Source organism: Pseudoduganella rivuli, assembly GCF_009674485.1.
In the GTDB taxonomy this organism is placed as follows: Bacteria; Pseudomonadota; Gammaproteobacteria; order Burkholderiales; family Burkholderiaceae_D; genus Rugamonas; species Rugamonas rivuli_B.
This window is the reverse complement of record NZ_WKJJ01000013.1, coordinates 162128-187211: the sequence shown is the minus strand read 5'-3', so window position 1 is coordinate 187211 and position 25084 is coordinate 162128. Positions and strand designations below refer to the sequence as shown.

Genomic DNA, 25084 nt, shown 5'->3' with positions numbered 1-25084 from the left:
ACTCCGACAATTTAGGAACCGAACATGAAACTCCGTCCAGTATCGCTGGGCGTGCTGGTGCTCGTCGCCAGCATCGCCACCACCATCAACGCACAGGAAGTGCGCCGTTCTTACATCGTGCAACTGGCAGACAAGCCGGTCGCCTCGTACACCGGTGAAGTCGCCGGCCTGCCAGCCACCAAGCCCGCCACCGGCAAGCTCGATGTCTCGGCCGCCGACGTGCAAGCCTACATGGCTTACCTGGACCAGAAACAGGCCAGCGTGCAAGCCACCGTGGCCAACGCCACCATCCTGCACCAGTACAACACCGTCTTCAACGGCTTCGCCGCCCTGCTGACCGACGACGAAGTACGCGCCCTGAAGAAAAACAGCGCCGTCGCCGCCATCACCGTGGACGAACCACGCAAGCTGGAAACCACCTACACGCCGGCCTTCCTGGGCCTGGACAAGCCGGGCAGCGGCCTGTGGGACAAGCTGGGCGGCAAAGCTTCCGCCGGTGAAAACGTCATCATCGGTATCGTCGACAGCGGCGTGTGGCCGGAAAACCCAGGCTACGCCGACCGCGTGGACGCCAATGGCCGTCCAACCATCGACCCATCGGGCACCCAGGTCTATGGCGCGCCGCCTGCCGACTGGAAAGGCACCTGCGAAACCGGTCCGGGCTTCACCACCGCGCATTGCAACAACAAGCTGATCGGCGCCCGCTTCTTCGACACCAGCTTCAAGGCACAGAAGAAGACCCCGCACATCAGCGACTTCGCGTCGCCGCGCGACGCCTTCCGTGGCGGCTCTGATGCCGGCAACAAAGGCGGCCACGGCGTGCACACGTCCACCACGGCAGGCGGTAATTCGATGGTGGCCGCCAAGATGGGCGGCATCGCTGTCGGCGACGTTTCCGGCGTGGCGCCTCGCGCCCGCCTGGCCGCCTACAAGGTGTGCTGGTCGTACCTGGATGCGGCAGCCGAAGACGGCAGCGGCGTATCGAACAGCTGCTTCACGTCCGACTCCGTGAAGGCGATTGAAACCGCGGTCAAGGATGGCGTGGACGTCATCAACTTCTCGATCTCCGGTTCGCAAACCAACGTGATGGATTCCGTCGAAGTGGCGTTCTTCAACGCCGCCAACGCGGGCGTGTTCGTGGCCGCTTCGGCCGGCAACTCCGGTCCGGGCAATGCCGTGGCCCACATCAGCCCATGGCTGACCACGGTCGCCGCATCGACCCACAACCGCTTCATGGGCGCCAGCGTCACCGTACCGGGCGCGGGCACCTACAGCGGCGCATCGTACAACCAGACCGAACTGGCCAATGTGCCAACCATCCTGGCGCGTAACGCGGCCGTGACGCCATACGCCAGCATGTCCGCTTCCGACAAAGCCGGTGTGGGCCTGTGCTACACCGACAAGGACCGCGCTGACGCGACGCTGAACCCGGGCTTCAAGATCACCGCAGCCGTCAAGCTGGACCCGGCCAAAGTGGCCGGCAAGGTGGTCGTCTGCGACCGTGGCACCACTGCCCGCGTCGACAAGGGCGCGGCCGTGCTGGCTGCCGGCGGCGCCGGCATGATCCTGGCCGACAACGGCGCCGGCCTGGTGGCCGACCTGCACGTGCTGCCGGCGATCCACGTCTCCGCAGCCGATGGCGCCGCCATCAAGACCTGGGTCAATGCGCATCCGGATGCGACGTCGTCGCTGACCAAGGCGGTTGCCTCGGTGGGCGCAACCCTGGCGCCGAAAATGGCCGGCTTCTCGTCCCGTGGCCCGAACAAGGGCGACCTGAACACGCTGAAACCTGACCTGACCGCGCCTGGCGTGGACATCATTGCCGCTGTTTCCGCACCGGGCAACCCTGAGCTGCACGCCGCCATCATCGACGGCACCGTGGTGCCGGACGCCGCCTGGGCATCGCTGCAAGGCACGTCGATGTCGAGCCCCCACGTGGCCGGCCTGGGCGCCCTGCTGCGCAACCTGCACCCGACCTGGTCGCCTGCGGCCATCAAGTCGGCGCTGATGACCACCGCCTACGGCACCTACAATGACGGCGTGGCCGGCATGTCGAACGGCCAGCTGCCATGGTCGCAAGGCGCGGGCCACGTGCAGCCGAACCTGGCTGCCGACCCTGGCCTGGTGTACGACGCCAACGCCGTGGACTGGATCCGCTACCTGTGCGGCCTGGGCAAGCTGGCTGCCAACAGCGCCAACTGCACCACCCTCGGTTCGATCCAGCCATACAACCTGAACCTGCCGTCGATCACCATTGCGGAAGTGCTGGGCAAGGCATCGATCACCCGTACCGTGACCAACGTGGGCGACAGCGAAGCGACGTACACCGCGTCCGCTACCCTGCCAGGCTACACCGTGACGGTTTCGCCATCGACGCTGACCCTGGCGCCAGGCGCGAAAGCCACCTTCACCGTCAACCTGACCAACAACAGCGCCGCGCAAGGCGTCTGGAGTTACGGTTCGCTGACCTGGAGCGACGGCACCCACACGGTACGCAGCCCGCTGACGGCAAAAGCCGCCATGATCGCAGCCCGTGCTGAAATCTCCAGCGAAGCCACCAGCGGCACCCAGGCGCTGACCATCGGCACCGGCTACACCGGCCCGATGACGGTGAAGAAAGCCGGCCTGAAACAGGCAACCCGCACCTCCGGCGCCGTGGGCGTCGACAAGACGGCTGACGGCGGCGTGGCAGCCTGCATGGCGGGCGGCGGTTCCGGCGTGACGTCGACCCTGGTGACGATTCCTGCCGGCGCACTGGCGGCACGCTTCTCGCTGAAAGATGAAGACACCAGCGGCTACCAGGCCGGCGGCACCGACGACCTGGACCTGTTCGTGCTGAACAGCGCAGGCGCCATCGTCGGCAGCAGCGGCACCGCAACGTCGAACGAGCTGATCACGATGACGGCGCCGGCTGCCGGCACCTACCGTGTCTGCGTGCTGGGCTACGCTCCACTGAACGGCAACGCTACCTACACGATGAGCTCGTGGGTCCTGACCACCGCCGACACCGGCGGCAACTTCAAGGCCACCGCGCCGGCCATCGTCTACACCGGCGGCACCGGTACCGTGGCAACCAGCTGGTCCGGCCTGACCGCAGGCAAGGAGTACCTGGGTGCGGTGCAACTGGTTGGCTCGGGCGGCACCACCAGCACCACGCTGGTATCGGTGGATGCAACCGATCCGCTGCCGGCAGCGGCCACCGCGAAGAGCACGACCGCAGCGAATTAAGTAAGTGCGCCCTTGAGGCAGCGCCGGCGCAAGCCGGCGCATTTTGAACGCCGTACTTCTCACGAAGTGCGGCGTTTTTTTTGGGGTGCGGCGTTATTCGCTTGGCAGCGCGGTGTTGCCTGCGACGCAGCGCCCCGCCACGCACTGCGCACCGGGATCGCGGATCATTTCACACGTCGACGGCGGCTCCGGCGTGCGGGCCATTTCTTCGCGGCGCTGCGCGGCGTGGCGCCGCGCCAACTCCAGCGCGGCCGCTTCATCGGCCGTTGCCACGGCGAGATAGGAAGCCGGTCCGCCACAGGCGCGCACACCGACCGGCACCGTGCGGCAATCGGTTGCCTGGCGGCATTGCGATGCGGCGCCCAACGCGCGCAGGCGGGCCAGCGCATCGCCATCCGGACCGGCGCACGCGCTATTGAATACCAGGGAACAGATCAGGATCGGCAACTTGCGCACGGCAACTCCCCGGAAGTGGGACAGACAGCGCCACTATATACCTTCAGTGCGGCAGCCGGCTGCCGGCAGGCGCCAGCAACCGCAATGCGATGCCCCGCGCCACCGCCTGCGCGCGGTTGTTGACGCCCATGGTCTTATAGATGCGCTGCAAATGGTTTTTCACGGTCCAGCCGCTGATGCCGAGGATGCGGCCGATTTCTTCATTGTTTTTGCCTTCACGCACCCATTGCAGGATTTCCACTTCACGCGGGCTGACCGGCCTGCCCGCTTCCTGGGCAGGCAGCGCCACCGCATCCGGCACGGCGCCGCTGGCGACAATACGCAGCAACGCCATGTGCAAGTGCGGCATCAGCAGTTCCAGGAAATATGCGTGGCGCGGACCGGGGCGGAATGGCATGCCGAACAGCGCAAAAAAAGTCCCGCCACCGGGCAATGCGCCGCTGCCATGCACCAGCGCATTGGCAAACAGGTTGCCATCCTGCGTGTGCCGGTGCGCGGCCAGCAGCGCGGACCGCAACGGCGCCAGCCGCTGTTGCCCCGGGGCGTCCGGCATGGGGTCGATTTCCAGGATGGCGGGCCGGACCGGTCCGGTGCGCCATTGCTGCGCCAGTTGCGCGGCCAGGCCGCCATCCGCGCCACACAGCCGCTCCAGCGCACCACGCTCCAGCACGGCGCCATACAGGCACTGGACGTCGCGCACCTGCCCATCGCCATCGAGCCGCAGGCAGACCAGCGCCTGGTGCGGCAACAGCGCCTGCAACTGGCCCTGTGCCCACAGGAACAGGCGGCGCGGGTGGTCGATCGGCAACGCCGCTTCGATGGCGCCCAGCAGGTATTCCTGCTCCAGTTTGCTGAGAATGACGGGCAAATCCACTGCGACACGATCCCGCATCAGGCAGCGCAGGAAGCATCCCACGCAACGAAGCGGTAGCCGCTGCCGCGCACGGTTTCGATATGGTCGTGATGCCCGGACGGTTGCAGCGCGCTGCGCAGGCGGCCCACGTGGGCGTCAACGGTACGTTCGTCGAGGTAGACGTGGCGGCCCCACACCTGGTCCAGCAAGTGGGCGCGGCTGTGCACGCGCTCCGGGTGCTGCATCAGGAAGTTGAGCAGGCGAAATTCCACGCGGCCCAGCGGCACTTGCCGTTCTCCCGCCATCACGCGCAAGGTGCCGGGATCGAGCCGCAAGCCTGCCATTTGCACGGCCCCGGGCGATGCATGCGGCTGGCGGCGGCGCAGCACCGCATGCATGCGCGCCAGCATTTCGCGGGGGCTGAAGGGCTTGGTCATGACATCGTCGGCGCCGCATTCGAGCGCCATGATGCGGTCCGCCTCGGCTGCGCGGGCCGTCACCATGATGATGGGCAAATCGCGCGTGCGCGGCAGTGCGCGCAGACGGCGGGTCAGCGACAGGCCGGACTGGCCGGGCAATTCCCATTCCACCAGCAACAGGTCAGGCAGGAAATCTTCAAATTGTAGTAATGCGCTTTCAGCATCCGCGAGGCAAGCCGGCTCGTGGCCGGCCTGGCGCAGGTTCAGCGACATCAGATCTTGGACTGCAGGGTCGCTGTCTAATACAAGTATCCGGGCAGGCATGATGCACCAGTGATGAAAAAAGGCAGAATTTAACTATGCATTACCCCTGCTTGTCAGCACTAATACAATTTAAATAGAAGTTTGATTCAAATTTCGTCTAAATCTGCGCGCCCTCAGCAACAGAAAGAAAAACGCACTGCCCTATGAAAAGCAGTGCGTTTTTTGACGGTGTCAGCGCGCACGCGATGGTGCGCTTTTACAACAAGCTCAGGCTGCTTGCTTGCCGGTACGGCGGCGGCGCGCCAGCGCCATGCCGATGGCGCCCGTGCCCATCAGCAGCCAGATGCCGGGTTCCGGCACGGTGCCGACGCTGCCTTGGCCGCCTTCGGTTTGCGACGGGGTCCACGTCAAGTCCAGCAATGCATTGGTGCGCGGATCGAACTGGCCCAGTGGCAGGAAGTCGCTGTCGAATGCCGAGATGAACAGGTGCGAGACATACGAGATGTCCTTGTCGAAATCGCCGGCAAACGTCACGTCGAACGCCAGTTCGCCGCCGAAGCTGACCGCATGCAACAGGTCGTTCAGCGTATCGTTGCGCAGCACATAGCCATCGGCGGTTTCAGTGAAACCAAAGCTCCAGAAGTCATCGCGGCTCGACTTGTCGAAACCGGTGAGGTTGGAAATCGTCGCGGTGGCCAGCGGCACGCCGGTGGTGGCGGACATGTACATATCCAGGTAACCGGTATCGGTATCGAATGCGCTGCTGTCGATGGACACATGGATGGTGCCGGCGACGGCCAGGCTGCTGGTGGCGGCCAGCGCCACGGCCAGCGCCGCGCGGCGCACGAAATGCATGAAGGTATTGATCATTTTCTTTTCCTAGCGATTAAATTCAGAACGAGCCGCGATAGAACTTCGGCGTGTACGTCACCATCAGGCGTGCCGGGCCCGAGAACGTCAGCGGCACATTGATGACGGCGCCTGGCGCCAGCGTCGTGTTCACCGTGACGTAAGGCGCGCCCTCGTACATGCCGTTGGCATTGTCCAGCGTGAGGCCGGCGGTCAGGCCATTGAGCTTCAGCTGGAACGGACCGGTCAGCGGTGCATTGCTGGTGTTGGTGATGGTCACCGCCGCAACATATTTCAGCGTCACGCGGTTATACGCGGCGCCCTGCTGCGTCAGGCGCACACTGCCCGTCACATCGACGAACTTCGGCTGCAGATTCAGGCTGACGACGACCGGATCGTGGTCCGACGCGCGGTATGGCAGCGCCGTGTACAAGTCTTGCGGCTTTGATTCCAGGTTGTAGTCGATCACGGTCGGTTCGTCCGCATTGACGTGCCACTCGGCGGCGCCCGCCACTTGCGGGCTCAGCGCCGCACTGGCCAGCGCGTGGTCCAGGTAACCGCTGTTGCTGCCGAAGACGTACGAATACGGCGTGCCGTTCGGGCGGATGAAGCGTTCCAGCTGGTTGACGAAGCCCGCGCCGGTCATGGTGGCGATCGGGTCTTCCATGCCGTACGAGTTCATGTCGCCGATCAGCAGCACGTCCGGATCACCGGCCGCTGCCACCACTTGCGGCACGAAGGTGTTGACCAGGCGCTGTGCCTGCAGGATGCGGTTGGCGTTCCAGCAGCCCTGGCTGTCACCCTGGTCGGCATCCGCGCCGGAATTCGGGCAGCTGCCTTTGGATTTCAGGTGGTTGACGATCAGCGAGAATTTTTCGCCGTTGGCGGCCGTGAAGGTTTGCGCCATCGGTGCGCGGTTGTTGATGGCGTCGCCATCGGACAGCGCGCCGCCCACCAGGGTCAGTTTGGATGGCTTGTAAATCATGGCCACGCGGATCGCATCGGTGCCCGATGCGGCCGGCGCCGGCACCACCGCATACACTGGCGCGCCGATGGCGGCGTTCAGCGCATTGGTCAGGTACGTCACCGCATATTCGCCATTGTTCTGGATTTCCATCAGGCCGACCACGTCCGCGTCGATGGCCTTCAGCTTGGCCACGATCTTGTCGCGCTGGCGGATGAATTCCGTCAGGTTGTTGGCGCCGCGGCAATTGCCGGCCGACGTGGTATTGCCGATCTTGCAGCCCTGGCCCGTGCGGCCTTCGACGTCGGTGCCGTTGGCAAACGTGGTGAAGAAGTTCAGCACGTTGGCGCTGGCCACCTTGACGTTGCCAAGCGGCAGGGCTGGCGCATCTTCGCGCGGATTGGTGCGCGAGAATTGCGGTGCGGCCACCGGCTGCAGCTTGAAGGCCGCGCCGCCGCCGCCGATGGCGCCGAAGTCGATCACGCCGGTCAGGCTGGTGACGGTGTCGCCCACGCGCAGCGTGTTGTCCTGGCCGATGTACGGAATCGTGGTTGGCGTGGTGAAGATGCCGTCATCCAGCACGATCATGCCGGCCGCGTTCGATGCGGCCAGCGCGTACGCTTCCGCAGTGCGGGCCGGATAGCGGTTGGTCGGCACTTCCAGGCGGCCATTGGCCAGCGTGACTTCGCCACGGTCGCCCAGGAACTCCACCTGGTTGACGGTCAGCGGCTGCGTGAAGTTGACCAGCATGCCTTCCACTTTGGCCAGGTTATCGCCCAGCACCACGTTGGTTGACGTAATGGTGTAGCCGGTCGCCATGACGACGGCCGCCGTCACATCCTTGATTTCCGTGTACGAACGGGAGGCGCCGGTCGGCGTGTATTCCGTCACCGTGCCCGTCACGCGCACCTTGTCACCCGCCTGCACGTTGGCCGGGCTGTTGGCCGTGTAAATGAAGATGCCGTCCGACGTGTCCGGATTGCCGTCGCCGTTCATATCCTGCAGGAAGAAGCCGGTGCCCACTTTCAGGGTCACGATACCTTCCGTGGTTTGCGCGGTATTGTTGTACGGGCTGGTGGCGCCGGAACCCTGGATTTCAGGGATGGTTTTCGTCACGGCAGCCAGGCCGGAAATTTTCACCGTCAGCGGGCAGGAACCGGTCTGGCCCTGGTTGTTGGTGAACTGCACCGTCACCGGGTAATTTCCAACCGCGAGGCTGTCGGCCGCCGTCAGGCTGACGGTGGCGGTGCCGCCCTCTTCCGACGCCGCCGTGAAGCCGGTCAGCGACAGGCCGGTCATTGCGCCCGACGAAATCGTGGCGCCATTGACGATACCGTCCAGGTCGGTGGCGGACAGCGCCGCGCTGCCGGCATAGCCTTGCGCCAGCGCCAGCGCCGACGGACAGGTGGCCACGATCGGTTTTTGCGGCGTCACGGAGCACAGGCGTTTTTCCGTCACCGTGTTGCGCGGCGCCGGTACTGCCGTCGCGAAGTCAGTGTTGTTGTTGTCGGTTTCCACGCAACCGTCGTTGCCGCGATAGGCGGACAGCAGGTTGCCCAGCGTGGCCGTCGGGCCCGCGCCTTCAAACGCGTTGGCGCCGCCGTAGCCGACGAAGTCGACCACCGTGCCGCCCGTTGGGTTGCCGCCCGTCAGCGCCGTCGTGCTGGACACCAGCGCCACCTTGCCCGAGGCCGCCGCCATCGCAATGGTGCCCACTTTGTCCGCCACCACGGTGCTGGCCGTGCCGCCCGCGCCGGCCGCTTCCTGCACCAGGTAATACTGGCCCGGTTCCAGCGTCACGTTGGTCAGCGGCGTCACTTGCCACGACGTGCCGGTGGACGACGCATATTGCACGCTCCAGCCATTGAGCGATACCGCCGTGGAACCACGGTTGAACAGCTCGATGTAATCATGCTTGAGGACCGCGCCGGTGGCGCCGGTGCCATTGCCGCCCGCGCCATAGACCTGGCTGATGACAATGTTTTCAGAAGCGGCAAATGCCGGGGCGGACAAGCCTGCCAGCAAGGCTGCCAGAACGGTCATGCGTCCCGGCATGGCGTGCAAGGTGTGTTGTTTCATTTGGAATTCCTGTGGTGAGGGGCGGCTGCTGGCGGCGCCAACATTAACAAAATGTACTTATTGTTATGTTTTGCATATTAATAGAAGCACATGACGCGTTAATGACACGACATTGATCCGAACGGACTAATGCACACAGGAAACCACACAGCAATGCGGGTTTCACGGGGCTTGCAATGTGAAATTAGAGGCTGCACTCCATGCGTTATGAGCATGGATACAACAGTGGCCGGCGTGTCAGTTGTGATACGGCGCGGCCAGCGGCTCGCCGATGAACACGCCCTGCGCGGGCCAGGCCACGCTTTTCCAATACGCTTCGATTGCACTGTCGCCGCGCACATAGCGCGATAGCAGCACGGCGGGATGGGGAAACTTTTGCCAGTAATTACATGGCTCGCTGACGGCGCCATAGCTGGCCGTGGCGCCCGCCTCCAGCCAGCGCAGGCTGCTCATTTGCGTCGAGCCCAGCAAATCGCCGCCCAGCGACGTCAGGTGGTCGGCCAGCGCGCCGGGCACGAAATGCACGGTATCGAGTTTGCCGACGGTGGCCGCGCCGATCTGATACACCAGGACGTCGTCCGCATTTTCCAGCGCCGCGCCCTGGATCACGCGCATTTCCACGTCTTTCCCTTTCAGCATGCCGGGACGTGGAAAGAACGGTGCGCGGCTGTTGCGCGCCTTGTCCGGCGTCAGCACGTAATAGGCACCCGCACGGGGCGGCTTGGCCTGCGCGGTGGCGGCGATGCCGCGCGCGATCAGCGCGGTGGCCAGTTCCCGTTCCGAGGCGGGCAGCAGCATGGAAATGCGCATGCCGAAATCCGTGTACGGCTGGCGCGATGGCGTATTGAAATACGGGCTGGGCTTGCCGGGTCCGCAAGGCTTGCTGCACAGCGCGGGGTCGAAGCCCAGCGTATAAGCGGCGGTAATGCCCTGGCATTCGACCGCATATGGCGCGGTCCATGCCATCAGCACAGCCTGGATGCGGGAAGTCAGGCGGCTGTCGATTTCCTGCTTCAGCCGGGCAAATTGCGCGGCGTCCATCTTGCGCGGTTTGCCGGGAATCCGCACATGGACGATGTTCTCTTCGGGGATGGCGCGCCTGGCGCGGTACTGTTCGGCGATGGCGACGCTGTCCGGATCGTCGTCATTGACGATCACGGCCAGCTGCGGCGGCTGCAATGCCGTGGGCAGGCGGGGCGATTGCGCCCGCGCCGGGTGGGCCGCCGGGAGAAATGCCAGGGCCACGGCCAGCATCGCGCCCCGCCTTATCCCGGCCGCAGCGTTGCGGAGATCAGGTGCGCTGATAGACATCCTCGAAACGCACGATATCGTCTTCGCCCAGGTAGCTGCCGGACTGCACTTCGATCAAGTGCAGCGGCACCTTGCCCGGATTCTCCAGGCGGTGGTTCATGCCGATCGGGATATACGTGGATTCGTTTTCCGTCAACAGCTTGACTTCGTCGCCGCACGTGACGCGCGCCGTGCCGGACACCACCACCCAGTGTTCCGCGCGGTGATGGTGCATTTGCAGCGACAATTTGCCGCCCGGGTTGACGATGATGCGCTTGACCTGGAAGCGGTCGCCCACGTCGATGCCTTCGTAGCTGCCCCACGGACGGAACACTTTACGGTGCATCAGGTGTTCCGTGCGGTCCTGCGATTTCAAGTGGTCGACGATCTGCTTGACGCGCTGCACCTGGTCCTTGTGGGCCACCAGCACGGCGTCATTGGTTTCCACCACGACCACGTCCTTGACGCCCACCACGGCCACGATGCGCGATTCGGCGCGCACCAGCGAACCGGACACGCCGTCGAGGTACACATCGCCGCGCGTGACGTTGCCGTTGCTGTCCTTCTGCTGCACCTCATGCAGCGCCGACCACGAACCGACGTCGCTCCAACCGATATCGGCCGGCACCACGACCGCGTGCTTGGTCTTTTCCATCACCGCGTAATCGATCGAATCGGACGGGCTGGCCGTGAACGCCGCTTCATCGAGGCGGCAGAAATCCAGGTCGCTGTAATCGTTTTGCACGGCAGCCGCGGCTGCTTTCGCCATCTCCGGCGCATATTGCTCCAGCTCGCGCAGATACGCATCGGCGCGGAACAGGAACATGCCGCTGTTCCAGAAATACGTGCCGGCCTTGACGAACGTTTCCGCCGTGGCGCGGTCCGGCTTTTCCACGAAACGTTCGACCTGATAGCCGTCGCCTGCCGCGCCTTTGACCAGGGCGCCACTCTTGATGTAGCCATAACCCGTTTCCGGCGCCGTCGGCACGATGCCGAACGTGGCCAGCGCGCCTTCGTGCGCCAGCGCGGCGGCACGGCCGACAGCGGCGTGGAACGCCGCGACGTCATTGATCACGTGGTCCGCCGGCAGCACCAGCATCATTGCATCCGCATCGATTGCCTTCACATAGTTGGCGGCCGCCGCCACTGCCGGCGCCGTGTTGCGGCCGACCGGCTCCAGCAGGATGGCCAGCGGCTTGATGTGCGCTTCACGCATTTGCTCGGCCACCAGGAAGCGGTGGTCGTTGCCGCAGACGATCAGCGGCGCTTGCATTTCAGCAACACCGGAAACACGCAGCGCGGTTTCCTGCAACATGGTTTTTTCAGTAACGAGCGGCAGCAACTGCTTCGGCAACACTGCCCGCGACAACGGCCACAAACGTGTGCCAGCGCCGCCGGACAGGATGATCGGATAAATTTTCATTATTAAGCGTGTTCCAATTTAAGAGACATTTCTTCTTCCTGCCGGCGGCGGCTGCGGCGGTCGCGGGCATTGGCCCACTCGCCCTGCTCATACTGCGAAATATGTTTCATTTCGCCGGCGCGGTCGACACTATAGTCTTTGAAGACAATTAATTCTTCCAGCGTAACGTCCGGTAACACACGAGTATATTCGAACAACACACTCTTCACCACTTCCGCGCCGGAGCAGATGTGGCTGCCGTGGCCGATCCAGCTCGGGCCGATGATGCAGGCGCCGGCATCGACCTTGACGCCGGATCCCAGGTAGACCGGCCCTTCGATGCGGGTGCCGTTGCTCCAGTCGATGCTGGTATTGAGGCCCACCCACAGGCCGTCGTCGACCTGGATGCCAGGCACTTTCATGTTGGCCACTTCGCCCAGCAGCACGCTTTGCAGCACTTCCCAGTAATCCTTGACGCTGCCGATATCGATCCAGTCGAACTTGCGCGCCTGCGCGTAGAACGGCATGCCTTTTTCCACCAGCAGCGGGAACAGTTCGGAACCGATGTCGAACGGACGGTCGTTGGGGATCAGTTCCAGCACCTGCGGCTCGAAGATGTAGATGCCGGTCGACGCCAGGTTCGACAGCGCCGTTTCCCGCGATGGCTTTTCCTGGAACGCCTTGATGCGGCCATCGTCTTCCGTCACCACCACGCCATACGACGAGACCTTGTCCCACGGCACTTCACGCGTGATGACGGTGGCCAGCGCACCTTTGCGGCGGTGTTCGAACAGGGCGGATTTGATGTCGAGGTCGATGATGGCGTCGCCGCACAGCACGATCGTGGTTTCATCAAAAAAACGGCCGAAATCCTGGATCTTGCGCATGCCGCCTGCGGAACCCAGCGGTTCCGGCACCACTTCGCCATCGTTGTTGGTATAGCCTTCGAAGGAATAACCGATCTGGACGCCGAACTGGTGGCCTTCGCCGAAATACTCTTCGATCTTTTCGTGAAGGTAACTGACGTTGACCATGATTTCCGTGATGCCGAAGCGGGCCAGGTGCTCGACCAGGTAAGCCATGACAGGCTTGCCCAGGATCGGAATCATTGGTTTCGGTAAATCGTAAGTCAGGGGACGGACGCGCGTACCCTTACCTGCGGCCAGAATCATCGCTTTCATAGTTGCTCCTTGAGGTGAATTCAATCAGACCGGGCGGACTCCCTATCCCGCCGGTCTGCCTGACTCAGGGAGACCTTTCTAGCGGGAGGAGCTTTGCCAGCGCCAGGCATCGGCGCACATTTGCGCGATGCCGCGTTCGGCCTTCCAGTTCAGCTCGCGCTCGGCATAGCTGGTGTCGGCATAACAGGCGGCGATGTCGCCATCGCGGCGCGGTGCAATACGGTACGGAACGGTGCGGCCACTGGCTTGTTCAAAAGCGCGCACCATTTCCAGTACGCTGTTGCCGCGCCCGGTCCCCAAATTGTATGCATGCACGCCATTTACTGTCGCCAGCTTGGATAACGCGCGCAAGTGACCGATCGCAAGATCGACCACGTGGATGTAATCGCGCACGCCGGTACCATCCGGCGTCGCATAATCGTCGCCGAAGACATTGAGGAATTCGCGCTGGCCAAACGCCACCTGCGAGACATACGGCATCAGGTTATTGGGAATACCGCTCGGCGCTTCGCCGATCAGGCCGCTTTCGTGCGCGCCCACCGGATTGAAGTAGCGCAGCAGCGCCACCTTCCACGACGGATCGGCGCGGCCCAGGTCGCGCAGGATCTCTTCGATCATCAGCTTGCTGCGGCCATACGGATTGGTGGCCGACAGCGGGAAATCCTCGCGGATCGGCACCGACGCGGGATCGCCGTACACGGTCGCCGATGAGCTGAAGACCAGCGACTTGCAGCCCGCTTCCGCCATGGTTTCAAACAGCACCAGGCTGCCCACCACGTTGTTGTCGTAGTACTCGAGCGGTTTTTGCACGGATTCGCCGACCGCTTTCAGGCCGGCGAAATGCACCACCGCATCGATCGCGTAGTCGCGGAACACGGACCGCAACGCTTCCCGGTCACGCAAGTCGGCTTGCACGAATGCATAGGACCGGCCGGCGATGCGCTGCACGCGCTCGTAGACGGAAATATCGGCATTCGACAGGTTGTCGAGCACGACCACGTCGTGCCCCTCGGCCAGCAATTCCACGCAGGTATGCGAACCGATAAACCCCATGCCGCCAGTGACCAGGATCTTCATGCGGTCACCTTACATGCGCCAGACGCACAGGCCGGCAGCGCGCAGCGCCTGCTCGTCGTGCACCGACTTGATGTCGATGAAGCAGCCGCCCTTGACCAGCTTGCGCGCATAATCGTCGGCCGACAGCGCCAGCAGCGATTTGTGCGGCACGGCCGCCACCACCGCGTCGGCGCGCGGCAAGTCGTCGAACTTGGTCAGTTCCACGCCATATTCATGCTTGGCTTCTTCCGGATCGGCATACGGGTCGTGCACGAACACGTCCACGCCATACGCTTTCAGTTCGTTGATGACGTCGGCAACCTTGGAGTTGCGCAGGTCGGCACAGTTTTCCTTGAAGGTCAGGCCCAGCACGTTGACTTTCGCGCCCTTGATGTAGCTGCCGGCCGCGATCATTTGCTTGATGGTCTGTTCCGCCACGTATTTCGCCATGCCGTCGTTGATGCGGCGGCCCGCCAGGATCACTTGCGGGTTGTAGCCCAGCTGTTCAGCCTTGTGGGTCAGGTAGTACGGGTCCACGCCGATGCAGTGGCCGCCGACCAGGCCCGGCGAGAACTTCAGGAAGTTCCACTTGGTGCCAGCGGCTTTCAGCACTTCGGCGGTATCGATGCCGATCTTGCCGAACAGGATGGCCAGTTCGTTCATCAGCGCGATGTTCAGGTCGCGCTGCGTGTTTTCAATGACTTTGCACGCTTCCGCCGCCTTGATCGACGACGTGCGGTGCACGCCAGGCTTGACGATCAGCTCGTACATTTTCGCGACTTTTTCCAGCGTTTCCGGCGTATCGCCCGACACCACTTTCAAGATCGTCGTCAGCGTGTGTTCCTTGTCGCCCGGGTTGATGCGCTCCGGCGAGTAACCGACGAAGAAGCCTTCCTTCCATTTCATGCCCGACTCTTTTTCCAGCACAGGGATGCACACTTCTTCGGTGGCGCCCGGGTACACGGTCGATTCATAAACGACGGTGGCGCCTTTTTTCATGTGCTTGCCGACGCTGCGGCTGGCGCCGATCAGCGGCGTGAAATCCGGGTTGTGGGCATTGTCGACCGGGGTCGGCACCGCCACGATAATCATGTCCGCTTCGCCCAGCTTGGCCGGGTCGGAAGTGTACTCAGCCAGTTTGGCGGCTTGCACTTCTTCGTCGGTCAACTCGCGCGATGGGTCCGTGCCGCGCTGGCATGCATCGACCTTGGACTGGGCAATGTCGAAACCGATCGTGCGCGTGTGCTTGCCGAACTCAATCACCAGAGGCAAACCAACGTAGCCGAGGCCGATGACCGCAATAGTAGACATAGATGACATCCTGTAAATTAGTATTGAAGTTTGAATAATATCATTGCACGGCGCAATTCAGTGTATGCCAACCATATGTAGGCCACATGACATACCAATAATTCGCCGGTATTTTTGCCGCGTTGCAGTATTTTCTAGCGCACATGCACAATAAACTGCCTGACTGCGGCGAGCAAGTCCGGCGACGCATAGGGCGAGATCGCGGCGCTGCCTTTCGACGCCGCCATGGCGGCGGCCAGCGCGTCCGGTAAATCGGCGTCCCGCTCGGCCACGAAAATGCCGGGCCGCTGCGCCAGCCAGTGCGCCGTGGCGATCTGGTGGTCGTTGCGGGTTTCCTGCAAATCGCCGCGGCGCGGCATCAGCACCAGCGGTTTGCCCAGCTCCATGCCGGTCAGCACGGAACCCATGCCGGCATGGGCCACGATCACGTCCGCCTGCGCCACCGTGTGCGCGAATTCCGCCGGGGTCAGCGATTGGGTATAGCGCATGGCGCGGGGACGGTACTGGCTGTCGCCGATTTGCGCAAAGATGTCGGCATCCGGCCTGACATGCTCGGCCCACAGGTCGACGGCCGACACCAGCCGGTCGAACGGCATTTGCGAGCCGACCGTCACAAAAATCGTCGTCACAATACACTCCCGTGGCAAGCCGGACCATCCTTGCCCGCCAGGTGCGGCCATTGCGTCAGCCACAGGTCGGTAAAACTTTTGACTTTTTCACCCGACATGGAAATGTGTTCGACATTGGCAATACTGTCGAGCCAAACGGTTTTCGCCCCCAGGAACTTACCCATGCGCAAAGCCACGACACCGGGCGCCGCGCCGGTGGTGATGACCACGTCCGGCCGCTCGCGCAGCACGATCCAGCTGACCTGGCAAATCATTTTCACCAGGTCCCAGCGGCTCCAGCGGGTCGCATCCGTCACCGCATAAAAGCGGCTGCCGGGCACCTGGCTGGCATAGCTGGGCTGTACCGTGACATAGGCGACGTCCTGCCCTTCAAATGCCGGACGCAGCCGCAGCAACTGCACCCAGTGGCCGCCGCCGGAAGCAACTGCCAATACCTTCTTTACCATTGCATACCTCTTTAACTCAACAAGAGCAATTTATCATTATTGATAAAAATTAAATGTTCGCTAGCGCACAGTGCGCGCTTCACCCTTGGCCTTCTCCTGCGACAAGGCTTCGCCATACAGCGCATCGACCGCGCCCCGCACCGCAGGCGCCGAATACGCATGCTGTGCGCGGGCAAACGCGGCTTCGCGCAGCGCATGGCGGCGCGCCGGGTCGTCCAGCAACGCCAGTACCGCCTGGGCCAGCGCTTCCACGTCGCCAGGCGCGTGCAGCAAGCCGCAGCGGCCATGGTCCAACGCTTCCGGGATGCCGCCCACGGTGGTGGCGACCACGGGGATGCCGTCCGCCATCGCTTCCAGCACGCAAACGGGCAAGCCTTCGAAATACGATGGCAGCAGCAGCATGGTGGCCTGCGCCACCAGCGCATCCTTGGCCTCGCCATCGACCCAGCCCGGCAAGCGCAGCGCCCTTTCCACGTTCAGTTCGCGCGCCAGCCGCGCCGCCCCCTCCAGGTCGCCGTCCCCGGCCAGTGTGAACACGGCATCCGGATAGCGCGCCAGCACGGCGGGCATGGCGCGCACGATGTCGTACACGCCCTTCTTGTCGCGCAAGCGGCCCAGGAACAGCAAGTGCGGCGGCGTGGCGCCGTGCGCCGCCGGCAACGCGGACGGTACGCGCACCGGGTTGCCCAGCACCGTGATGGCGGCGCCGGGCGCAATGCGCCGCAGCGCCGTCTGCCACTGGCCGGTCAGCGCCACGAGCGCCTGCGCGCCTTCCAGCGTGCGGCGCACCCAGCGCTGTGCGCGGGGGCTGCATTCCTTGTCGTAAAACACGGGGAATTCGCCGCTGTGCAAATGAAACACGTAAGGCACGCCAAACAGCCGCGCCAGCGCGCAAAACACAGACTTGCGCCAGAAACTGCCGCGCGACGCCGAGTGCACGTGCAGCAAGCCGACCTTGCCGCGCACCAGCAGCCACACGAATGCCGCCAGCGCGCCCGCCATCACGCGCAATTGCGTGAACTTGCCGGGCTTTTCATACGAGGCGATATAGCGCACGTTCCACGCGTCGAACAAACCCATGTCGCGGTACATGCGCACCACGGAAGTCATGCCGCCCGGGGCATCGAGCGACGTACCGATCATCACGACACGCGTTTCCATCACGGCTCCTGGAACGAGCGGTAATTCGGCATGTCGGACGGCTGGTTGATGCGCACCACGCGGGCGGGAATGCCGACGGCCACGCCGTAATCGGGCACATCTTCCATCACCACCGCGTTGGCGCCGATCGACGCATAGTCGCCGATACGGATATCGCCGATCACCTTGGCGCCGCCGCCGATGAACGCGCCTTTGCCGATGCGGGGCACGCCCGTGCTGCCGGAACGTCCGCCGATGGTGACACCGGCGCCGATCACGGCATCGTCGCCGATCACGGCGCGCTTGTGGATGATGGTGCCCAGCCCTTCATAGCTGAACAGCACGTTGCGTCCCACGATGGCCGACGGCGGCAACACGACGGCAAACAGAATGCGGTTCACACTTTTCAGCAGGAATGGCAGCAGCGGCACGCGGCGGCGGTGCAGCCAGTGGGCGATGCGATAAATGCGAACCACCATCATGCCGCCACCCTCCTGCTGCCCACCAGCCGCGCCAGGCGGCCATTCCAGCCGGCGATCAGCCTGCCCTCGTCCGCGCTGAGCGGCACGGCCGCGCGCAGCGCGCCGGCCGAGACCAGCGCCACCGCCACGATCGCCATCGGCGCCGTGAATTCCACCGCGCGTTGCGCTGCCAGCAACAGCGCCGATGCGGCGCCCCACGCCAGCAGCAGCCGCACGCCGCCCTGTACATCCCAATGTCCCATATAACCCCGTTGTTTCAAACCCTGAATCACGCGCCAGCAAAAGATGCATTCGGCGGCAACGGCCAGCGCCACGGCGGGCAGCAAGCGCTCCGTCGCATACAGCACCAGCGCGATCAGCGGCGGCGTGGCCAGCAGCGCCACCGTGGCGCGCACACAAATATCGGACTGCAACACCGTGTTGCAGCCCAGTTCCAGCACCCGGCGGCACGCCATGGTGGCGGCGCCGCACAGCAGCAACACCACCACGGGCCAGGCTTGCGCATAGCGCGCGCCGCCGATCACTGCCATGCCCTGTTCGCCGAACGCGGTGAACAGCACCAGCAACGGGAACAGCGCCATCAGTGAACTTTTCAGCCACAGGCCCAGCCGCACGCTGAGTTCACTGAAGCTCCTGCCGCTGGCGTAATACGCGATCAGCGCGGGCCGCACCACGCTTTGCAGCAAGTCGGTGGGCAGGTAACGCCGCACCTGGTCGGCAAAGGCGCGGGCAAAGCCATATACGGCCACCGCTTCCGCTCCCAATACCCGGGCCACCAGCATGGTGATGATTTGCGGGCCGTACAGCAGCGACAGCAGGTAGTTGGCGAAGTTGTGCCAGGCCAGGCGCGCCAGCACGCGGCGTGGCGGCGGTTGCCAGCCAGGCTGCACCGCCGGCACCGGCCGCAGGCGCCACAGGCACAGCGCCAGCAATGCCGTCCCCACCATCAGCGCGCAAATCCCGGCGGTAATTTCCAGCCACAGCATGGCGTTCGCGTCCATCGCAGTGCCGCTGCCCGGCGACAGCCACAGCTGCAGCACCAGCGTGCCGGCGCGCACCACCTGGGCGATCTGGCCAAAGCGCTGTTCCATCAGCAAGCCCAGCATCTGGTCGCGCGACAGGCGTCCGATGCCTTCCACCGCCACCAGCACGCCGGCCAGCATGAAGGCGTGACGCGCTTCCGGCATGCCCAGCAGGGACGCCAGCAACGGCGCGGCCAGCGACACGACGGTCGCGGTCGCCAGCACCAGCGCCCCCTGCAGGCCGGCAATTTGCAGCAACAGGCGCACCGTGGCGCGCCCGCCCGCCTGCATGCGCGCCTCCGGCAGCACGCGCGCGGAAACCCACTCCAGGCCGCCGGACGACAACGCCAGCGCCAGTTCCATCAACGCCAGCGCCGCCGCGTAGTGGCCATATTCAGCCAGCGGCAACAGGCGGGCAGCCAGCGCAAACGCGGTAAACGTCAACAGCGCGGACGCGCCCCGCCCGGCCAGGAATGCCGCCATGCCGGACTTGAGGGCCTTGCCGCCGTACGGACTGCCGCTCATGGCGCCGCGCTTTCCGCGGTACCGCGCGCCGTGCTGCCACGGGTCTGCGCGCCATCGGCGCCGCGCCCCAGCAGGCGCCGGTATTGCGCCGCCAATTGTTCCGCCAGCACGTCATAGCTGCGCAAGCGCCCGATACGGTCACGCCCCTGTTGCGCCATCGCCTGCGCGCGCTGCGGATCGGCCAGCAACGCGCATACGCCCTGGGCAAAGCCTTGCGCCGTCAGCGGCACGCACAGTCCGCCGCCGGTCTGTTCCAGCAACGCCGCCTGGTCCGGCTGGTCGTTCGCCACCACCGGCACGCCATACGCCAGGTATTCGCACACCTTGGTGGGCGACGCCACTTCCAGCGTGCGGCTGCGGGGAAACGGCGACAGGCCGATGGTGGCGGCGCGCAAGTAGCGCCACGCCTGCTGCGGCGCCATCCAGCCCGTGATCAGCGCGTGTTCGCGCACACCGAGGCGGTCGATCTCGCTTTCCAGCCAGGCCCGCTCGCCGGGATTTTGCGAATCGCCGACCAGCACCAGCAGCGCATCGGGATGCGCGCGCTTGATGTCCACCATGGCTTCGATCATGACTTCCGGATGGCGCATGCGTTCCAGCGCGCCCAGGTACACCAGCACCTTGCGCCCTTGCAGGCGGGGATCGTCCGATGGCGCGATGTCGTTCAGCGCCTCCGGCAGCGCGACGCCCATCGGCACCGGCGTCATATTTTCTGCCGGTAAGCCTTTACCGGCCAGCAAGGTCCGCATGGCGGCGCTTTGCACGAAGATATGGTCGGCGCGGGGCAGTACGATGCGGTACAGGATGAAGGCGGCCAGGTTGCCGCGCCATTGCCAGCGCAAGCGGCCCAGCCGCGATGCGCTGTTCGCTTCCGTGCCGCGCCCCAGGTCTTGCCACGCATCGGGAAATGGCAGCGACATCCAGTAAAAAAATGGCAGTCCCGCGCGGCGCGCGGCCAGCAGGCCGATCAGCGCACCGCCGATGCGGTCGCGCACCTGCACGGCGTCATAGCCGGGCTGGCGCGCCAGCCGGAACAGGTCGAACGCCACGCGCCAGCGCGCCAGCAACCGCCCCGCCCTGCCCTGCCCGCGCCGCACCAGCGCCTTGCCGGCCGGCCACGGCGCTTCCGCGCCTTCGTGCAATGCCACCATGTCGCTGGCCACGCCGTGCTGCGGCAGGCAGCGGCCAAACAAGGTCGCGATATCGGGACGGAAACTCGGATGCGGTTCCCTGCTCAAATACAAAATTCGCACAATTACCCCTGGGTAGGCTGCACCGGCACGCCGACCAGGCGCACCCGGTCTTTGCCGTGCAACGCTTGCAGCATGTCGTTAATAAACTGGTCCTGCACTTCATAGGCCGCATTCAGGTCGCCGCCGATGGTCGACACGCGCACCAGCATGCCGTCCGGCACCGTGCCGCTCAAGCCGTAGCGCAATTGCTGCAGCTTTTGCTGCATGCCGGGACGGGTGGCGCGGTCGCCGACCGTGATCCAGTACGTGATCGGTTCCTGGCGCATGCCGCTGACGGCATACAGGCGCTTGACGGGCAGCGACCCATATTGCGTCGCCATGTCGTCGTCGCGCTGGCGGCTCACTTCAAAGCCTTGCGCCGTGTAGCACACTTCCGGCTTGTGCACGGCCATGGTATCGCTCTGGTCGCCGCCATAGGCCAGCGACAGCATGACGCGCTGGCCATGGCTGTCGATGTACGTGCGCGACAGCGTCTGGTTGTAAATCTTGTCCAGCTTGGCCTGCGTGGCCGGGTCGACTTGCAGCGGCGCCACACTGTTGTCGATGGCCCAGTCGCCGAAGCGCTGGGGAATGATGTCGGCCAGCGCAAAGCGCGCGCCATGGTCGGCCAATTTCGACGTTGGCGTCAGGTGGTGCGACAGCGCACCGGCCGACACCATCAATGCGCACAGCACGCCGCTGACGATAATCCTTGCGTTCATGCCGAAGCCTCCTTGCGCTTGCGCACGATCCACTGCAGCAGGGTATCCGTTCCCAGGATCAGCAGCAGCGCGGTAATGAACAGCACCATGCCGGCAAAGCCGTGCAGGAAGCCCTGTCCCGCCGCATCACCCAGGTAATAGGTGACGAGCGTCAGCGTGATCACGCGGATCACGTTCGAACTGAATGAAATGGGAATGATCAGCAGCGCCAGCCACACGTTGCGGAAGGCCGACGTATGGCGCACCACGTTCAGGTAAAACAGGCCCAGCGCTTCCAGGGTCAGCAAGGTTTGCAATCCCGCGCACGCATCGGCCACCAGCAGCTGGTATTGGCCGATCTGCAGGATCACGCCGTTGCGGCTGATGGGGAAGCCCGCCAGGAACAGCAATTGTTCCGTCACATACGACACCGCCATTTTCATCGGCATCGTCAGCGCGCTGACTACGGAACCGGGCAGCGGCACCATGAACAGCATGAAGAAGAACGGGAACCACAGGATGGCCAGCGCCCGCGCGCCCCGCTTGATCAGCAGCAGCGCCGCATTCACCGCAATGAACGAACCCAGTTCGAACGCGAGGATTTGCTGCGAGCGGCCCAGCACGTACATGGCCAGCGCCAGCAACAGCAACAGCCAGCCTGCCACCGGGGAAGCACGCAGGTCGCTGGTGGCGTCCAGCATGGGGCGCCACTGGCGCCAGATCAGCCATAACGACAACGCCAGGATGATGGGACCGTGCGCCTGTTCTTCCGTGGCCCAGGCGCCATGCAGCAAGTCGTAAAAGGTCGGCACGTACATCGCCAGCATGCCAAGCAGGATAGGCAGCCATTCGGGCAAGCTGGCCTTCAGGCGGAGCGGGTCCGCTGCAGTCGGCCGGTAAGGCATAGCAGTCATTGCGTTCTCAAAGTAATCGGGGCGGATGGACGGTGGGGGCGGAATGTATAGCTGAGGTCCGCCGGGGCATTATGCCGGTTCGGGTCCGCCGATGTAGCACGGTTGGCAACTGCCGTGACCGGCGCCGCGACGCGCGCCGCCACCGAAGCACGCCATGCGCAGCCGGCCAGCAGCCAGAACACGAACACGCCGCGCGGATCGCTGATGACGGCCGACGTGGGCGAATTGGCCAGCGCCAGGGTCAGCGCCGCCAGCGCCACCAGCAGGATCGCTTGCGTTTCTCCCTGTGCCCGGACGGCGCGCCGGTACACCACCAGCCACATCACGGCAAACATCACCAGCAGCAGCGCGCACGCGATATAACCGCCTTCCGCCGCAATGCTGGGCCAATATGTGTCCACGATAAACATGCCCTGACGGAACCACCAGTAGCGGTTGAAGCCCAGGTCCACCATCAGGCTCAGGTCGAATTTCTGCGCGCCGGCGCTGCCGTAGGTGCCCAGACCCGCGCCCAGCGGGAAATACTTGTCGGCCACCGCCAGGCCTTGCTGTGTCAGCACACCCCGCTCGGACAACTGGCTGTTGCGCCCGCCGCCCCATTGCAGCAGGATTTCCTGGAATGGATTGTGTTCGAGGTACAGCGACGCCACCGCCAGCACCGCGGCCCCGATCACGGCGCCAAACAGCAGCCAGCTCATATGGCGGCGCGCGCCGATGGTAAAGAACAGCACATACACCAGCAGCAGCGAAGCGAGTTCCTGGCGCTGCCCCGTGGAGACCACCATCAGCGTGTACAGCGCGGCCAGCGCCAGCCAGCGCCGCCCATGCCCGCCCATCCACTGCACGGCGGCCGTGGCGCCCAGCAAGCCGCACATCAGCGCCATGTAGCCGGAGTGCGAGAACGGCCCACGCAGGCGCCCGCCCATGCCCAGCACCGGGTTGACGTGCACATCGGATGTGTAGCCCATCAGCTTGATGAACAAACCTGGCGCGGCCATTTCCAGCGCAAGGAAGGGCACGAAGAACAGCCATGACCAGGCGACGATCGTGCGCAAGGTGGCGGTGGCCCGTTCACCGTGCACGATCAGCATGCCCAGCGTGAACATCAGCGGCAGCTTCAGCGTATATTGCAATTGCCATGCCGCGGCGCGGGGCCGGGAACGGCCCAGCAAGGAACTGATCACCAGCAGCGCGAGGTAGCCGGCAAACAGCAGGATCATCCAGCGCAGCGCGGCATCGTCTTTCGCCACGCGCAGCAACTGGCGCAGCGAGGACAGGATGAACACGAACACGACGAATTCCATCGCATAGCCGATCGGCACACCCTTGCTCTGCAACATCTGCGCGATATACATCAGGCAGAAGCCGGACGCGAGCAGCCAGCCGCTGTGGTCCTGGAAGCCATACAGCGCCAGGTACATCATCGGCAAGGCCAGCAGCGCCATCAGGAACAGCGCCACCAGGATGTGCATTTCCGCACCCAGCAGCAAGCCAAAGAACGACGCGGTGGCAAGGATTAATACAAACAGCAGGACGCCGGCCCAGGGCCCGCTGCGTTGGGAGGTCAGCATGTCGGAACTCAATGTCGCAAGAGCAACAATGTCAGAAAAATAATTCCGATCATACCAATTCAAAGTCATCCGTGACGCGCGATAGGAATCGGCCGGGCGGACGTGAAAAAGGCCGCACGGGGCGGCCTTTGAAGGAAGGAACGGCTGAGCTTATTTGATCACGGCCGGCGTGGCGGACACGGTGGTGCCGCACGGCGTCGCCGCCGCCATTTGCTCATAGGTGCTGGATGCGCCGCCCACGTAGATGAAGTCCGTGTACAGCGTCCGCGTCGCCACCTGCATCACGCCAGGCAAGTACAGGCCGACTTTCGGGTAGTTGCCCAGCCACGTTTCATACGCGTTGTATGCATTCTTCGATTCATACGCCACGTTGCCGTTCATCCAGATCTTGGTGGAACCAATCCCGGGCTTGTACGACCAGTCGGCGCGCACCACGAAGCAATACCATTTATTGGTCTGGATTTTTGCCGCCCGCACCAGTTGTTCACCCGTGTTGGCGCGGGTGGCCGGATCGGTGCCCGCACCGCTCATGTTGCGGTAGTTGTAATGCAATTCGATATTCAAATCGTTGCCATTGGCCACCACCGAAATCGGGGGCGGCACGGCCAGGGTTTTCTGGCTCGTGTGCAATTGCGCCACCACACTGGGACTGTTATGGAATTGCCAGTCGGATGGGAACAGCACGGCAAACGAATACCAGCGCAACCCTTCGATGACATATTCGTATTTCAGCGATATTTCCGTGCGTGAACCGCCGGTGACCAGCGGATCCGTCTTGTTCAGCGTGTAGCGCAGCACCTTGCGCCCGCTGCCCAGCGGGTCGGCCACCAGCGACAGCCGCGTCGGACTGGCGGAACTGAGCACATACAGGTCGTCAAAATATCGGTAGGTGGCGGTGGAATTGCGCGCCAGGTTCTGGCTCACATAGGTGAGCGGCTTTGGATTCGCGTCCAGCGTATCGATCTTGCCGGACCGGGCCAGGTCGATTTGCGCCCACGCCGGCGACGCGGCAACAGCACCCAGCAACGCCAGGGTGATCGGCTTCAATGCATGCATGATTCTCTCCCGCC

The 25084-nt window shown here is 64.1% G+C and carries 21 protein-coding genes; 1 reads left to right on the top strand and 20 read right to left on the bottom strand.

Features of this window, described 5'->3' with window-relative positions:
• The first annotated feature begins 24 nt into the window (after positions 1–24).
• Positions 25–3228: a S8 family serine peptidase gene (locus GJ700_RS21035; RefSeq protein ID WP_154377534.1), complete on the top strand. Its 3204-nt coding sequence runs from the start codon at positions 25–27 to the stop codon at positions 3226–3228.
• A gap of 93 nt (positions 3229–3321) precedes the next feature.
• Here GJ700_RS21035 and GJ700_RS21030 read toward each other — a convergent pair whose 3' ends face one another.
• The 20 genes from GJ700_RS21030 to GJ700_RS20935 all read right to left on the bottom strand — a co-directional run bounded on the left by GJ700_RS21030 (position 3322) and on the right by GJ700_RS20935 (position 25070).
• Positions 3322–3684: a hypothetical protein gene (locus GJ700_RS21030; RefSeq protein WP_154377532.1), complete on the bottom strand. Its 363-nt coding sequence runs from the start codon at positions 3682–3684 to the stop codon at positions 3322–3324.
• Positions 3685–3727: 43 nt separating this feature from the next.
• A complete protein-coding gene (locus GJ700_RS21025) occupies positions 3728–4576 on the bottom strand; it encodes a LuxR C-terminal-related transcriptional regulator (protein WP_154377530.1) in 849 nt (282 codons plus the stop codon).
• A complete protein-coding gene (locus GJ700_RS21020; RefSeq protein ID WP_154377528.1) occupies positions 4576–5280 on the bottom strand; it encodes a winged helix-turn-helix domain-containing protein in 705 nt (234 codons plus the stop codon). Before GJ700_RS21020 ends, GJ700_RS21025 begins: the two co-directional genes overlap by 1 nt.
• A 207-nt stretch (positions 5281–5487) precedes the next feature.
• Positions 5488–6090 carry an NF038129 family PEP-CTERM protein gene (locus GJ700_RS21015; protein WP_154377526.1) on the bottom strand — a complete coding sequence of 201 codons (603 nt, stop codon included), beginning with the start codon at positions 6088–6090 and terminating at the stop codon, positions 5488–5490.
• Between the two features lie 22 nt (positions 6091–6112).
• On the bottom strand, positions 6113–9112 hold the full coding sequence (locus GJ700_RS21010) for an ExeM/NucH family extracellular endonuclease (protein WP_154377524.1): 3000 nt from the start codon (positions 9110–9112) through the stop codon (positions 6113–6115).
• Positions 9113–9349: 237 nt separating this feature from the next.
• Positions 9350–10366, bottom strand: coding sequence for a TIGR03790 family protein (locus GJ700_RS21005; protein WP_154377522.1), 1017 nt, complete (start codon positions 10364–10366; stop codon positions 9350–9352).
• A 37-nt stretch (positions 10367–10403) separates the two neighbouring features.
• Positions 10404–11825, bottom strand: a complete 1422-nt coding sequence (locus tag GJ700_RS21000; RefSeq protein WP_154377520.1) for a mannose-1-phosphate guanylyltransferase/mannose-6-phosphate isomerase — start codon at positions 11823–11825, stop codon at positions 10404–10406.
• Between the two features lie 2 nt (positions 11826–11827).
• Positions 11828–12985 carry a nucleotidyltransferase family protein gene (locus GJ700_RS20995; protein ID WP_154377518.1) on the bottom strand — a complete coding sequence of 386 codons (1158 nt, stop codon included), beginning with the start codon at positions 12983–12985 and terminating at the stop codon, positions 11828–11830.
• 78 nt (positions 12986–13063) lie between these two features.
• Positions 13064–14062 carry a UDP-glucose 4-epimerase GalE gene (gene galE / locus GJ700_RS20990; RefSeq protein ID WP_154377516.1) on the bottom strand — a complete coding sequence of 333 codons (999 nt, stop codon included), beginning with the start codon at positions 14060–14062 and terminating at the stop codon, positions 13064–13066.
• A 9-nt stretch (positions 14063–14071) separates the two neighbouring features.
• Positions 14072–15352, bottom strand: coding sequence for a nucleotide sugar dehydrogenase (locus GJ700_RS20985; protein WP_154377514.1), 1281 nt, complete (start codon positions 15350–15352; stop codon positions 14072–14074).
• Positions 15353–15486: 134 nt separating this feature from the next.
• Entirely contained in the window at positions 15487–15981 is a 495-nt protein-coding gene (locus GJ700_RS20980; RefSeq protein ID WP_195763968.1) for a glycosyltransferase, read from the bottom strand.
• On the bottom strand, positions 15978–16427 hold the full coding sequence (locus GJ700_RS20975; protein ID WP_154377510.1) for a UDP-N-acetylglucosamine--LPS N-acetylglucosamine transferase: 450 nt from the start codon (positions 16425–16427) through the stop codon (positions 15978–15980). Before GJ700_RS20975 ends, GJ700_RS20980 begins: the two co-directional genes overlap by 4 nt.
• Before the next feature lie 60 nt (positions 16428–16487).
• Positions 16488–17588: a glycosyltransferase family 4 protein gene (locus tag GJ700_RS20970; RefSeq protein WP_229507143.1), complete on the bottom strand. Its 1101-nt coding sequence runs from the start codon at positions 17586–17588 to the stop codon at positions 16488–16490.
• Complete coding sequence (locus GJ700_RS20965) at positions 17588–18049, bottom strand: serine O-acetyltransferase (protein ID WP_229507142.1); 462 nt, start codon at positions 18047–18049, stop codon at positions 17588–17590. The genes GJ700_RS20970 and GJ700_RS20965 overlap by 1 nt, the downstream gene beginning before the upstream one ends.
• Entirely contained in the window at positions 18046–19596 is a 1551-nt protein-coding gene (locus tag GJ700_RS20960; RefSeq protein WP_154377508.1) for an oligosaccharide flippase family protein, read from the bottom strand. Before GJ700_RS20960 ends, GJ700_RS20965 begins: the two co-directional genes overlap by 4 nt.
• Entirely contained in the window at positions 19593–20834 is a 1242-nt protein-coding gene (locus GJ700_RS20955) for a glycosyltransferase (protein ID WP_154377506.1), read from the bottom strand. The genes GJ700_RS20960 and GJ700_RS20955 overlap by 4 nt, the downstream gene beginning before the upstream one ends.
• A 17-nt stretch (positions 20835–20851) precedes the next feature.
• Complete coding sequence (gene epsI, locus GJ700_RS20950) at positions 20852–21550, bottom strand: exosortase-associated protein EpsI, B-type (protein WP_154377504.1); 699 nt, start codon at positions 21548–21550, stop codon at positions 20852–20854.
• Positions 21547–22434 (bottom strand): exosortase B, encoded by an 888-nt coding sequence (xrtB, locus tag GJ700_RS20945; RefSeq protein ID WP_154377645.1) that lies wholly within the window; start codon positions 22432–22434, stop codon positions 21547–21549. The genes epsI and xrtB overlap by 4 nt, the downstream gene beginning before the upstream one ends.
• Before the next feature lie 5 nt (positions 22435–22439).
• Positions 22440–24014 (bottom strand): O-antigen ligase family protein, encoded by a 1575-nt coding sequence (locus GJ700_RS20940; protein ID WP_154377502.1) that lies wholly within the window; start codon positions 24012–24014, stop codon positions 22440–22442.
• A 150-nt stretch (positions 24015–24164) separates the two neighbouring features.
• The gene (locus tag GJ700_RS20935; protein WP_154377501.1) at positions 24165–25070 is read right to left on the bottom strand and encodes a polysaccharide lyase family 20 protein; all 906 of its coding nucleotides are present in this window, start codon (positions 25068–25070) and stop codon (positions 24165–24167) included.
• Between the last annotated feature and the right edge of the window lie 14 nt (positions 25071–25084).